Source organism: Enterococcus sp. DIV1411a (assembly GCF_050531945.1).
Taxonomy (GTDB): domain Bacteria; phylum Bacillota; class Bacilli; order Lactobacillales; family Enterococcaceae; genus Enterococcus_B; species Enterococcus_B faecium.
Genome location: NZ_CP172892.1, coordinates 1,344,686 through 1,357,266, shown reverse-complemented (window position 1 = coordinate 1,357,266; position 12,581 = coordinate 1,344,686). Strand labels below are relative to the sequence as shown.

The window sequence follows — 12,581 nt, the reverse complement described above, 5'->3', positions numbered from 1 at the left end:
ACAAGGAGGAATTGAAGATGACAGCTATCTATAACTCAGTCACCGAATTGATTGGCAAAACGCCAATCGTCAAATTAAATAAAATCGTACCAGAAGATTCAGCAGATGTTTTTGTAAAGCTTGAGTTTTTTAATCCAGGAGGAAGTGTAAAAGATCGTATTGCTTTAAGTATGATAGAAAAAGCAGAACACGATGGTCTACTGAAACCAGGTGATACTATCATTGAACCTACTTCTGGAAATACAGGAATCGGATTGTCGATGGTAGGAGTTGCAAAAGGATATAAAGTAATCATCGTGATGCCTGAGACGATGAGTATCGAAAGACGTTTATTGATGAAAGGGTACGGCGCAGAGTTGATTTTGACTCCTGGTGCGGATGGTATTTCTGGATCAATCAGAGAAGCAGAACGTTTGGCAAAAGAAAACGGCTACTTTTTACCATTACAATTTGAAAATGAAGCAAATCCTCTTGTGCATGAGAAGACGACTGGTCCTGAGATACATCAAGCATTTGGAGTAAATGGCTTGGACGCGTTTGTTGCAGGTATCGGTACAGGAGGAACGATCACTGGCGCTGGCCGAGAATTAAAACGTGTGTATCCGAAAATCGAATTAATCGGGGTAGAACCAGCAGAATCTGCTATTTTAGAAGGGAAAGAAGCGGGACCTCACAAAATCCAAGGAATCGGTACAGGTTTTGTTCCTAAAACACTGGATACTTCTGTGTATGATAAAGTCCTTTCTATTAGTGGAGACGAAGCGATGGAAACAGCTAGAGAAGTTGGGCGAAAAGAAGGGATTTTAGTAGGCATCTCATCTGGCGCTGCAATTGCTGCCGCGCTAAAAGTCGCAAAAGAATTAGGAAAAGGCAAGAAGGTATTAGCTGTGGTTCCCGACAATGGTGAACGTTATTTATCTACAGCCCTTTACCAAGAGATATAAGGCACTTGGTTTTTCTCCAGATAGGTTTATGTAAAAAACTTTTAAAGATGAAAAGAACACACAAAAATTTATGATGAGAAAAATTATTTGAATAGAGACGTAGAATAGTGAACGCGACTGTTTTACGTCTTTTTTCATTAAAATACAATAAAATTGAATTTTCTTTTCATGTTAAGTGGATTTTAAAATGTAAAAATAGTATGATAAGACGAGAATAACAACGTGGGGTGTTTACATGGAAAATAAGTTAGTCGAAGAGGTTATCGAAAAGTTAAAAAAAGAGAACATTCGAATCACACCTCAACGGTACGCGGTTTTAGAATATTTGATTGAACATCATTCCCATCCAACGGCTGATGAGATTTATAAAGCACTTGAACATCGGTTTCCAAATATGAGTGTTGCGACTGTTTACAATAACCTTCGCTTATTTACTTCGATTGGATTTGTTCAAGAAATGAAGTACGGCGATGCTTCTAGCCGATTTGATTTCAGTTCAAAGCGTCATTATCATGTAATTTGTGAAAACTGCGGTAAGATTGTTGATTTTCATTACCCAGGGCTTGAAGATATAGAAATGGCTGCAAGCAGACTGACTGATTTTGAGATTAATGAACATCGGTTGGAATTGTATGGACTCTGTCCGGATTGTAAAGAGTCAGCAAAAAAGGCGCAAATGTAAAAACAGTTTCTACAAGTGTTATACCTAAAAAAAGCTAGCTGTGTAAAAAAAACGCTAGCTTTTTTATTTTTTTGTCTTTTATTCACAATCTTAGATATAAAAGTGAATATTATCAAAATAAGAATCTTGTAGATATTGGGTTCTTATGCTTGAAAAGGAATGAAACTACAAACAAACCTTTGTGAATTCACAAGCATTAAACTGTTGTATCCGTTTTATTTCTGTTATAGTAGTTTTGTCGAAGGACAAAATGTTAATCGGAGGGACCATAAATGAAAGTAGTAGTAATTGGCTGTACTCATGCAGGTACTGCAGCTGTAAAAAGTATTTTAAAAAATCATCCAGAAGCAGAAGTGACAGTATATGAAAGAAATGACAATATTTCTTTCTTATCTTGCGGTATCGCACTTTATGTCGGCGGAGTAGTAAAGGACCCAGCAGGCTTGTTCTACTCAAATCCTGAAGAATTATCTTCATTAGGAGCAACAGTTAAAATGGAACACGATGTAACAGACGTCGATACAGAAAATAAAACAGTAACGGCAAAAGATCTGAAAACAGGAGAAACAGAAACGGTTTCTTATGATAAATTAGTGATGACAACTGGTTCATGGCCTATTATCCCACCGATTAGTGGAATCGATGCGAAAAATGTACTCCTATGCAAAAACTACAATCAAGCAAATGAAATTATTGCACAAGCGAAAGAAGCAAAACGTGTAGTAATTGTTGGTGGTGGATATATCGGTATTGAATTAGTAGAAGCTTTTGTCGAATCTGGAAAACAAGTGACATTGATTGATGGATTAGATCGCATCTTGAATAAATATCTAGATAAACCATTCACAGATATCTTAGAAAAAGAATTGACAGACCGCGGTGTTACTCTTGCGCTAGGCGAAAATGTTACTGAATTTATCACAGATGAAGAAGGAAAAGTGAAACAAGTAGCTACACCAACAGATACATTTGATACAGATATGGTCATTTTATGTGTGGGCTTCCGTCCAAATACAAAACTGATCGAAGGAAAAGTAGATACACTGCCAAACGGGGCAATCAAAGTGAATGAATACATGCAGACAAGTAATCCAGACATTTTTGCAGCTGGAGACTCTGCAGTAGTCAACTACAATCCAAGTGGCACGCAAAACTATATTCCTTTGGCAACAAATGCCGTTCGTCAAGGTTTGCTTGTGGGAAATAACTTGACAGATCATAAAATGGCGTATCGTGGTACTCAAGGAACTTCAGGACTTTACCTATTTGGCTGGACGATCGGTTCGACAGGTGTGACCAAAGAAAGCGCAACTTTGAACGATCTAGAAGTCCAAGCGACTGTATTTGAAGATAATTATCGTCCAGAGTTCATGCCAACTACTGAAAAAGTAATGATGGAGCTAGTCTATGAAAAAGGAACGAATCGTATCGTAGGTGCTCAGTTCATGTCCAAATACGACATTACACAATCAGCAAATACCATGTCTTTAGCTGTTCAAAATAAAATGACTGTAGAAGATCTCGCACTTTCAGATTTCTTCTTCCAACCACATTTTGACCGCCCATGGAATTACTTGAACCTACTTGCACAAGCAGCGCTAGGCGAAATCGAAACTGCACAATAAAGAAAAAGGGTTGTGACACAATTTTGTCACGACCCTCTGTCTTTTTTTGTGAAAAGTACAATTAGTTGTCTTTCTTCGAATTTTTTGTCACAATAAGCAGCAAAGATAAAGCTGTTACATAAAAGAACAAGCAGCTTTATTTGATTTTGAAAAGAAAGGTGAGAAAGAAGATGAATAAAGAATATTTTGTCCAACAAGATGCATTTTTAGAAGATTATAAAAGTGCTTCGAAGAAATCAACGATCAATATTGATGAGTTGGCAGATCAAGTACTCTCTCAGTTGAATGAAACGCAAGAGGAATATTACACGATGCCAGCAAAAGACGCCAAAGATAATGTTTCTCATCGTTTTCCTTTCAGTAGACGCATCTACTCAGATGAAAATGACGGCACATTGAATACAGAGTACACATATGAAGGTCAGCCATATGTGCTAGAAACTGATGATGATCTTTAAAGACAGTTTTTGAAAAGGCCGCTCATCCTTAAGTGATGACAAAAAATCATCACAATTACCGATGACTGTCTCTTTACTATCTTTTAATCAGAAAAAGGGGTTATGACAAGCTTTGTCAACCCCTTTTTTTCTTGGTTTCAGATTGGGTTTTCCTACAAAATATTTTTATCTTTGTTGAATAGGAAACAAAAAAACAATATAATGAAAGAAAAAGAAGGTGTAGAAATGGATAAAAGACAACTGCTAATAGAAGAATATCTGGATTTAGCTAATGAGATTATTCATCGTAATAAACCAGAAATGGAAAAAGAATTTGCAGGATTTACTCTAAATGAACTAGAAGTGATTGAACATATCGGGAAAATCCCTGATCCTAACGTGACAAAATTAGCGAATGCTAGTTACATGACTAGAGGAGCCATCAGTAAGCTAACAAAAAAACTGATAGCTAGAGGGATCATAAACACTTATCAAAGCGAAGAGAATAAAAAAGAAATCTATTTTCAATTGACGCCAATCGGACAAAAAATAAGGAATAGACACGAGCAACTCCATCAAAAATGGGTACAGCGAGATGCTACTGTATTTGAAAATATGTCAAAAGAAGAATTTGACACAGTATTTCGTTTTATCGGTCGATACAGAGAATTTATACGAAGTAGCAAATGAAGCTACTATTTTTTATTGTAGTGATAATAGGCAAAAATCATAAGCAAAAATCCGAATACCGTCGGAAGAAATGGTGCTGCAGCATAAAGCTGTCCTGCGATTAGCGGGCCGATGACGCGCGATAGAGATTGTATACTTTGGGTACCGCCCATTACAAGACCTTGCTGGTTATCTGAGACAGAATTGGATAGTTGGCCATTGAATACAGGAGTAAAAATAGAATCACCGAAACCATAACAGATAATCCCAAATAAAAACAAAATCGGCAGTAGAAGAATTCCAGATAATGTGATGAATAGATAGGCGAGGATTTCACTGAACATCCCTATTCTTGTGATCTGCTGTTCTGAAAATTTTTTGAGCAATCGAGGCATAATGAACAATTGCGAGACAGTATCCAAGATTCCAATCAAAGAGAAGCTTAAACCAACCAACCCAGCCTTCCACTGAAAGGCGTCAATCGAAAATTGAGAAAAGATAGATTGAAGAGAGCCAGCTGCCAACCAAACAGCAAAACCTGCTGTCAATAAAGGAATAACGGATGAAATCTTGAATAATTGTTGTAATTGGTGAAAAGGTCTTACATGGGAGAAACTTAAATCTACTGAACGTTTTTTTATTGGAAGGCTTTCTAGCATAAATGTGTAGCCATAAACGGCATTTAAGAAAGTAAAGAGTGCTCCAATAAATATAGGAACAGAATTCCCCAACTCAGCTAATAGACCCCCTATAATAGGACCCAGCGTTGTTCCTATACCGACTAAAGCACCCATCCATCCAAAAACTTTGGTTCTTTCATTAGGTTCCGTGATGTCGGCAAAGTAAGCATATAAGGTGGAGATTTCTCCTGCCGTCAATCCTTCAATGATACGACCAAGGAACAACATCCATATCGAATTTCCTAAACCAAAAAGCAAATATCCGATACTTGATCCTAATAAACTGATAATAAGGATCGGACGACGCCCAAAATGATCACTTAAGCTACCGAGAATGGGGGCAGATAAGAAGGCAGCTAGAGCATAAACAGACATGAGCAAAGTGATATAGAAAGCTTGCTGATGTATGGAGTGAGAATAAGGCAGCGTTAAAAACGGAAGTACAGGACTGACGATAGTAAATCCTAATCCAGTGAATAAGACAGAGACGTATCCAAAAACTTTAGAATGTTTATTTGTGAAACTGTACATGTAAAAACTCCTTTATGCAATAATGTTAACTTGGAAACAAAAATAGTGTATAGTAATTTTGTTTCCTTGTCAACATTCTAAGGAACAGCGAAATCTACTTAATTTATTTATTCCGAAAAGTGAAGATACGCATCAAAAACATGAACAAACAAAAATCAAGTAGACGACATTGTAAATCTGACCGATCAGTGAAGTAAATAGAAAAGAAACCTGTTCTTGCTTCCCATGTTTTTTTTACGTATACTGTGATTGAGCGGAGGAGAAATCATGTTGAATTTAGAAAATTACTTAAGCGCTGGACAAACAGTCATATCTAATCTTTTACTTAAAAATTATCATAGGATCGGTCTACAATCTGAAGAATTTTTATTTGTTCTACAGTTGCATATGGCACAGCTTGAAGGAGATACTTTCCCTGATTTGCAGATGATTGCTATGGATATGGGAATCAAACAAGATCAGATTTTTCAAATACTGGATCGTCTCGTAACAAATGGATTTATCAAGATAGAAACGACGATTGTCAACGGTAAAAAAGCAGATCGATATAATCTTTACCCCATCTATGATCTATTAGGTGAGTATTTAAAAACACAAGAAAAAAAATACGAAGAAAAAACACAAGAAAAAGAAATCCAGTCAGTGTATCAATTATTTGAACAAGAATTTGGACGCCCGCTTTCTTCGATCGAGTTCCAGCGGATCGGACAATGGCTAGAAGAAGACCATTATCAGCCGGAAATTTTGAAGCTAGCACTGCGGGAAGCCGTATTAAATCAGGCTTATAGTTTTAATTACGTTGACCGCATTTTGCTATCGTGGGAAAGAAAAAATCTACGTACAAAACAACAAGTGGAAGAAGACCAAAAACGAAGAAAACAGCAGCTTCTTCAAAGAGAAGTAGAACAGTCAGCTCAACAAGAAGAATTGCCGAAAGTCTCACTGAAAAATTGGTTGGAGGAGTAGCGGAATATGTTAAGCAAACAAAAAACAATGGAAGCTCTAGAAACGATGTATGGAATGTTTCCCGAAGCACATGGAGAACTCAAGCACAATAATCCATTTGAGTTATTGATTGCAGTGATCTTAAGTGCCCAGGCGACAGATGTATCAGTGAATAAAGCAACGCCAGATTTGTTTGCCTCTTTTCCGACACCCGATGCGTTAGCAGAAGCTTCAATCGATGAAATCATTCTTAAAATAAAAACGATTGGTTTGTATCGAAATAAAGCAAAAAACATCAAAGCGTGTGCACAGCAGCTGATTGAACGTTTCGATGGGCAAGTGCCAACGTCAAGAGAAGAATTGATGTCTCTTCCTGGTGTAGGCAGAAAGACAGCAAATGTCGTATTGGGGGATGCATTCGGGATACCAGCAATCGCAGTAGATACCCACGTGGAACGTGTCTCAAAACGCCTGAGGATCTGCAAACTAGATGCTACGGTCATGGAAGTAGAAGAAACACTGATGCGGAAAGTACCACAAGAATTATGGGTAAAGACACATCATACACTGATTTTTTTTGGTAGATATCATTGCACGGCAAGAAATCCCAAGTGCGAGGTATGTCCTTTGCTATCAATATGTCAAGATGGGAAAAATCGGATGCGTCTAAAAGAAAAGGCACTAAAAAAGAAACCACGCCTGTAGACGTGGTTTCTTTAATTGCAAATAAATGTATGAATTATCTTGTTATTATGGAGAAAAGCTGTTTCGTTTATCTTTTTTGCATGAAAAAGTAAATGTACATACTCAGTAGCTAGGATGGTAACTTATTACAATTTATTGCGATAAAAATAAAAGTTGTTATTTTTATTGGGAAAATACCCGATGTAGAAAATAATGCCTTCCAATATACCTATAAAATAAGTCCAGTATTCCAAAGGATTATATAAATAAGTGACGTATCTATCTAAAGGTGTAATAAAAATGATAAGTGATAATAAAAAAATACCATTTATAACTAAACATAAACTAATGGATTTGGGCGGTTTCAGGCTCATCAGAAAAATATAGATTCTGGTGAACAACAACCATAAAAAAGTGAGAATCATTGCATGAGAGCTTCTTTCCATAAATTTTCCTTTAAGAGTAGTGCTTAAAAGTACAGAAAAAATAATAAATGCAAGGATAGGAGCAATTAAAGTAAATTTATTTAATAATAAACAAAATTTTTCAGCTTTTTTATTCTTGGAATAACGAGGTATTGTTTTCGATAAAAAAAGATGGTGCAGACAAATTATGATAATTAAGCATACTATCAGATAACTCAAAATGAAGCCTTCTTTCAAAAAATTATTCAAAACCATATATTGTATTTTTTATTTGATAATAACAATGGGATTATTAAGAAAGTCAAGTCCATAATCCTGTGTAAAATACTATACAATGTTTTACCGGTCTCTCATTGATCAAACTTAATATATTTTCTTGTAGAACTGAGCCATTCGTCATGAAGGTCCATAAGGACAGCTCCAATTAATCGATTGGCAGACGTTCGGTTGGGAAAAATCCGAATAATCTTTTCTCTTCTGCGGACTTCCTGGTTCAGTCGTTCAAGAAGGTTGGTGCTTTTTAGCCGATTATGACTATTTCCGATAACCGTGTATTGAAAGGCATCTTCGAAGCCATTATCCAATATTTCGCAGGCTTTTGTATATTTAGGCTGGTCGATATATTCACCGACTAAGGCATTCTTAGCTGTTCGAGCGAGTTCAATATCCGTAAACTTAAAGATCGCTTTTACTGCTTCTCTAAACGGTTTTGAATTCTTTTTTGGAATGGAACTGAAGATGTTTCTTAAAAAATGGACCTGGCATCTCTGCCAACTTGCGTTGGTAAATGACTTACGAATCGCAGACACTAGGCCTTTATGGGCATCAGAAATGATGAGTTCTGTCCCCTTTAGGCCGCGTTCTTTTAAGTATTCAAAGAAGATGGACCATGTGTCATCACTTTCTTCATTTTGAATCATGAAGCCAATGATTTCACGGTCGCCACCTTCTGTTATCCCGATCGCAATATGGCAGCTTTTAGAAAGCACTCGATGGTCCTCACGGACTTTTATGTAGAGAACATCAGTCATCAGATAAGGATAATTCGTACCTGAGAGTGAACGGTTCTGCCATTCGTTGACCATCGGGTCTAACTGCTCAGTCAGGCTAGAAACAAAAGATTTCGATACAGATTTTCCACATAGCTCTTCAACAATCTTTGAAACTTTACGTGTCGAAACGCCCGAAACATACATCTCAAGCATTGAAGCGAGCAGTGCCTTTTCATTTCGCTGATAACGCTCAAACACCGTCGGTGAAAATTCACCATCACGTGTTCTAGGCACTTTTAATTCGAGTGTACCCACACGAGTCGTAAAGTCTCGCTCATAATAGCCATTTCTTTGACTCTGACGACTTTCTGAACGTTCATAGTCATCGGCTTGAATATATTCTGTTCGTTGATTTTCCATCAATTGGTTGAAAACAGTGGTTAAAATATTTTTAGAAACATCATCTTTTACCGAATGTTCAATAATACTTTGAACCTCTTCGTTGTTCAGTGTAAAATGTACTTGGGTCATGTAACGTCCTCCTGGGTATGTTTTTGTGGTTAAAAACATTGTACCGTAAAAGGGCTGTTACATGGCCTTTTATCTTTTACACAATTATATGGACTTTATCATTAAGAAGTGGCACTAAATAAAAGACTAGTGTGTATTTAGCCGATTTAATTATAAACAAGTAAATGGATAAAGTATATGTAATGATAAAAGAAAAATGGATTTTCTAATTTTTAAGCTAAATGTTAGATCACACATGTATATGCTGGATAGTCTTATAAAAAATCATGTAATACAGCTTGGTACATGATTTTTATTTGTAGCTGTTTTTTACATAGACACAAAAAAGAAACCACGCTTGTAGACGTGGTTTCTTTTTTACTATCTGTTTCCAGAAGCTGAGGTGCTGCTGGATGGTGTATGGTCATTTGCAGCATCCGCTCCGCTAGTTGCTGGCTCACTGGAAGAAGCAGGAGGAGCAGATGAAGACGGTGTCGAGCTTTCTTCGGATGAAGAAGAAGGAACCGTTGTTGAAGACGCTGGCTCGCTTGTTTCTGCTGTCGTGCTTTCTTTTGAGGACTCAGCAGTTGATTCGCTTTGACTAGTAGAGCTAGAGCTTTGAGTCGTTGTCTCTGTTGTTGAGCTTCCAGGAGTCTGGACATAGCTGGAAGATGGAATAGTTGTTGATGGTGTAATTGCATTCGATCTAGCTGTATATTGATCTTTGTAGTACAGTTCACCGCCCACACGAATTAATCCGCTTGGCATCTCCCAGTCTGTATTTGTCACGTTAGCTGAAACATACTGCATAAGCTCGCGATAAACATCAGAGGCTACGTGTGACGATTCCGAAGTGACAGGTGTCATTTTTTTATTGTAACCTGTCCACACGGAAATCGAATAATTTGGCGTATAGCCCGCAAATAGGATATCTGGATACACCCCAGAAGAAATACCAAGTTTTGCATACTCGTCATCTGTGTAATTGGATGTTCCGGTCTTACCGGCTTGATATAACCCAGCGATTTGCGCATTCGTACCAGTTCCTTCAGTGATCGTATCTTTTAAAATGTCTGTGATCATATAAGCTGTTTCTGGAGACATGGCTGTTTTTCCATCTGGCTCATAAGTTTCTTCTGTTCCGTCTTGGAAGACGATTTTATTAACATATTGAGGTTTGTAATAAGTCCCTCCATTGGCGAAAGCCGCATAGGCTGCTGCCATTTTTAAGGAAGAAGCTCCGTATTTTGTCCCATCTTGTTCTTCCGTATTACTAGAGATCGCATTCGATTGATGGATCGTACTGTATTCGATCCCAAGATTTTTTAAGAAAGAAGCCACTTTATCTGAACCGACTTCATTGAATAATTTGACTGCTGGAACATTACGGGATAAGTAAAGTGCTTGGCGTAAAGTAATGGTGCCCATATATTGATTATCCCAGTTTCCTACAGGAGTCGAAGTCCCTTCATAGTTATACGGTGCGTCAGTAATAGTTTTTCCAGTAGAATATTTCAAATATTCAAAAGCTGGTCCGTAATCTGTGACAGGTTTCATCGTAGAACCAAAATCACGGGAAGTATTCACTGCTAAGTTGTTGCCTAAAGTTACGTCTTCTGCGATGTGACGTCCGCCAATCTGGGCTTTTACTTTCCCGGTATTGGTGTCGATAAGGGTGGAGGCAACTTGCATCTCGTCGTCTGGGTAAGAGACATACTGATCCGTGTTGACGATATCATATAGTTTCTTTTGGGCGTCCAGATCCAAATTCGTATAAATCTCTAAACCGTCTGTGTAGACATTCTTATCTGTTTTTTCTTGTACTTCATTGATGACTTCTTTGACATAATTATCGACGATCTTAGTATTGTCATCGGATTGAGTTAGTTCTTGCAGACCATCCGTTACCGGTACATTAACAGCTTGATCATATTCTGTTTGAGAGATTTTTTCGTTTTGAAGCATCGTATACAAAACAGTATCTCGTCTTTTCTTCGCCTGATCTGGATAAACATAAGGATCATAGGCGGAAGGGGCTTGAGGCATCCCAGCAAGCAATGCTGTTTGCGGTAAAGAAAGTTCTGATAATTTCTTACCAAAGTACATCTCAGAAGCTGTCTCCATCCCGTACAAGCCGTTTGACATATACACTTTATTTACGTAGTAGGTCAAGATCTCTTGTTTCGATTTTTTTTGTTCCAATCTTACAGCCATCCACGCTTCTTGGGCCTTGCGTTTCAGAGTCTGATCCTCGGCACTGGTGGAGAAGAAGGAAAGTTTGATCAATTGCTGTGTCAAAGTACTTCCGCCTTGCAGTCCGCCAGAGGTAAAGTTAGAGAGGGCAGAACCGATGATCCGAATAGGGTCAACCCCGATGTGTTTATAAAAACGGCGATCTTCTACCGACACGATCGCATCTTCTAATGTTTTCGGTAATTCATTCGCAGAAATTTTTTCACGCTTTTCTGCGCCTAAATCTTCGAATAGTTCGCCATCTTGTGTATATAGTTTGGAAGATACGGTAGCGTCTAATTTTTTATCCGTCAATTCGGGCGCATCTTTTGCGTAATACCAGAAAAGTCCTACACCTGCTAAAAAGAGGATACAGAAAAATGAGAGTATTCCTAAAAGGATCTTGATAAATAATCCTTTTTTATGTGTTCCAGAGGACTTTCCAGAACCTTTGCCAGAATTCTTCTTCACACTCTTTTTAGGAGTAGGCTGTTTCTGTCGTCTAGAGCTTCTAGTTTGTTCATTTGCCATTCTTGCTTTCTCCTTCAATAGATAATGTTGATAAATAGAAGTCAACCGCGTCCAAATAAGGAATCCGCGGAGAAATACCAGTTTTGATCTCTATTCCTAGTTCTTCGATCAAAGATAAAGGTAGTGATTTGCGTCCTTTTTCCTTTTGGGCGTCCCAGTAAGCAATCAAATGAACACTATTCAAATAAAAACAGCGCTTCAAAGACGAAAACCATAACAAGACAAAGCAGACCCCATTTTGTTCGAGGCATGCTTTCATATGTTCGATTTGATGGGCATGGAAGTTTTTAAAGGGAAAAGATGTTTTGTTCTTGGTTTCTTTTGCTTCAAAGTCCAAGTAAAAGCCTCGATAGACGCCATTATAGTCTGTAGTTGAGGCTTGGGTAAAGTAGGCTTCCTTGATCACAGCAGCACTTCTCTTAGGATAGTCTACTTTCACGATTTGGATAGGGGTAGGCTTTTTATGGATAACCGCCAACCCGCGGGAAAGATAATATTTATTACTTTCATTGATTGCTTCTTCAAAGCGCATCCCCCGATTGCCGAATTCAGTGATCTGATTTCTTTTTTCTTGAATTTTTTCGACGGGAGAGGCATTCTTATAATAAGGTTGGCCATTTGGATAGCGCAATACCATCTTTAATCACACTCCTAGGCCACATTATAGCAAAAAAGCGGATAGAAAGAAAAGGAA

12 protein-coding genes are annotated in these 12,581 nt (G+C 37.8%); 7 read left to right on the top strand and 5 right to left on the bottom strand.

From position 1 onward, the window contains the following. The first annotated feature begins 17 nt into the window (after positions 1 to 17). The 5 genes from cysK (at position 18) to IGJ87_RS06515 (ending at position 4,378) form a co-directional block, all read left to right on the top strand. Complete coding sequence (gene cysK, locus IGJ87_RS06535; protein WP_002296093.1) at positions 18 to 944, top strand: cysteine synthase A; 927 nt, start codon at positions 18 to 20, stop codon at positions 942 to 944. 235 nt (positions 945 to 1,179) lie between these two features. Then, positions 1,180 to 1,626, top strand: coding sequence for a Fur family transcriptional regulator (locus IGJ87_RS06530; RefSeq protein WP_002289542.1), 447 nt, complete (start codon positions 1,180 to 1,182; stop codon positions 1,624 to 1,626). A gap of 272 nt (positions 1,627 to 1,898) precedes the next feature. After that, on the top strand, positions 1,899 to 3,251 hold the full coding sequence (locus tag IGJ87_RS06525) for an NADH oxidase (RefSeq protein ID WP_002289543.1): 1,353 nt from the start codon (positions 1,899 to 1,901) through the stop codon (positions 3,249 to 3,251). Between the two features lie 170 nt (positions 3,252 to 3,421). Next, positions 3,422 to 3,709 carry a DUF5960 family protein gene (locus IGJ87_RS06520; protein ID WP_002289544.1) on the top strand — a complete coding sequence of 96 codons (288 nt, stop codon included), beginning with the start codon at positions 3,422 to 3,424 and terminating at the stop codon, positions 3,707 to 3,709. Between the two features lie 225 nt (positions 3,710 to 3,934). Continuing rightward, a complete protein-coding gene (locus IGJ87_RS06515; protein WP_002289545.1) occupies positions 3,935 to 4,378 on the top strand; it encodes a MarR family winged helix-turn-helix transcriptional regulator in 444 nt (147 codons plus the stop codon). Positions 4,379 to 4,383: 5 nt separating this feature from the next. On the opposite strand, the gene IGJ87_RS06510 is transcribed toward IGJ87_RS06515, so the two are convergent. Beyond that, the gene (locus IGJ87_RS06510) at positions 4,384 to 5,568 is read right to left on the bottom strand and encodes a tetracycline resistance MFS efflux pump (protein WP_002297435.1); all 1,185 of its coding nucleotides are present in this window, start codon (positions 5,566 to 5,568) and stop codon (positions 4,384 to 4,386) included. Between the two features lie 267 nt (positions 5,569 to 5,835). On the opposite strand from IGJ87_RS06510, the gene IGJ87_RS06505 reads away from it, so the two are divergent. Both IGJ87_RS06505 and nth read left to right on the top strand, forming a co-directional pair. Continuing rightward, positions 5,836 to 6,534 carry a DnaD domain-containing protein gene (locus tag IGJ87_RS06505; protein ID WP_002289610.1) on the top strand — a complete coding sequence of 233 codons (699 nt, stop codon included), beginning with the start codon at positions 5,836 to 5,838 and terminating at the stop codon, positions 6,532 to 6,534. Between the two features lie 6 nt (positions 6,535 to 6,540). After that, positions 6,541 to 7,218 carry an endonuclease III gene (gene nth / locus IGJ87_RS06500; RefSeq protein WP_002296097.1) on the top strand — a complete coding sequence of 226 codons (678 nt, stop codon included), beginning with the start codon at positions 6,541 to 6,543 and terminating at the stop codon, positions 7,216 to 7,218. A 125-nt stretch (positions 7,219 to 7,343) separates the two neighbouring features. Here nth and IGJ87_RS06495 read toward each other — a convergent pair whose 3' ends face one another. The 4 genes from IGJ87_RS06495 to recU form a co-directional block, all read right to left on the bottom strand. Beyond that, positions 7,344 to 7,877, bottom strand: coding sequence for a hypothetical protein (locus tag IGJ87_RS06495; RefSeq protein ID WP_002289611.1), 534 nt, complete (start codon positions 7,875 to 7,877; stop codon positions 7,344 to 7,346). A 95-nt stretch (positions 7,878 to 7,972) separates the two neighbouring features. Then, positions 7,973 to 9,145 carry an IS256-like element IS1542 family transposase gene (locus tag IGJ87_RS06490; RefSeq protein ID WP_002323245.1) on the bottom strand — a complete coding sequence of 391 codons (1,173 nt, stop codon included), beginning with the start codon at positions 9,143 to 9,145 and terminating at the stop codon, positions 7,973 to 7,975. Between the two features lie 360 nt (positions 9,146 to 9,505). Further along, positions 9,506 to 11,887: a PBP1A family penicillin-binding protein gene (locus IGJ87_RS06485; RefSeq protein ID WP_002289606.1), complete on the bottom strand. Its 2,382-nt coding sequence runs from the start codon at positions 11,885 to 11,887 to the stop codon at positions 9,506 to 9,508. Further along, on the bottom strand, positions 11,877 to 12,524 hold the full coding sequence (recU, locus tag IGJ87_RS06480) for a Holliday junction resolvase RecU (RefSeq protein ID WP_002289604.1): 648 nt from the start codon (positions 12,522 to 12,524) through the stop codon (positions 11,877 to 11,879). Before recU ends, IGJ87_RS06485 begins: the two co-directional genes overlap by 11 nt. Positions 12,525 to 12,581: the final 57 nt, after the last annotated feature.

Excerpts from the sequence above, each read along its gene's own strand:
- IGJ87_RS06510 (WP_002297435.1), bottom strand. The coding sequence starts at position 5,568 with ATGTACAGTTTCACAAATAAACATTCTAAAGTTTTTGGATACGTCTCT.
- cysK (WP_002296093.1), top strand. The coding sequence starts at position 18 with ATGACAGCTATCTATAACTCAGTCACCGAATTGATTGGCAAAACGCCA.
- IGJ87_RS06505 (WP_002289610.1), top strand. The coding sequence starts at position 5,836 with ATGTTGAATTTAGAAAATTACTTAAGCGCTGGACAAACAGTCATATCT.
- recU (WP_002289604.1), bottom strand. The coding sequence starts at position 12,524 with ATGGTATTGCGCTATCCAAATGGCCAACCTTATTATAAGAATGCCTCT.
- IGJ87_RS06515 (WP_002289545.1), top strand. The coding sequence starts at position 3,935 with ATGGATAAAAGACAACTGCTAATAGAAGAATATCTGGATTTAGCTAAT.
- IGJ87_RS06495 (WP_002289611.1), bottom strand. The coding sequence starts at position 7,877 with ATGGTTTTGAATAATTTTTTGAAAGAAGGCTTCATTTTGAGTTATCTG.
- IGJ87_RS06520 (WP_002289544.1), top strand. The coding sequence starts at position 3,422 with ATGAATAAAGAATATTTTGTCCAACAAGATGCATTTTTAGAAGATTAT.
- IGJ87_RS06530 (WP_002289542.1), top strand. The coding sequence starts at position 1,180 with ATGGAAAATAAGTTAGTCGAAGAGGTTATCGAAAAGTTAAAAAAAGAG.
- IGJ87_RS06490 (WP_002323245.1), bottom strand. The coding sequence starts at position 9,145 with ATGACCCAAGTACATTTTACACTGAACAACGAAGAGGTTCAAAGTATT.
- nth (WP_002296097.1), top strand. The coding sequence starts at position 6,541 with ATGTTAAGCAAACAAAAAACAATGGAAGCTCTAGAAACGATGTATGGA.
- IGJ87_RS06525 (WP_002289543.1), top strand. The coding sequence starts at position 1,899 with ATGAAAGTAGTAGTAATTGGCTGTACTCATGCAGGTACTGCAGCTGTA.
- IGJ87_RS06485 (WP_002289606.1), bottom strand. The coding sequence starts at position 11,887 with ATGGCAAATGAACAAACTAGAAGCTCTAGACGACAGAAACAGCCTACT.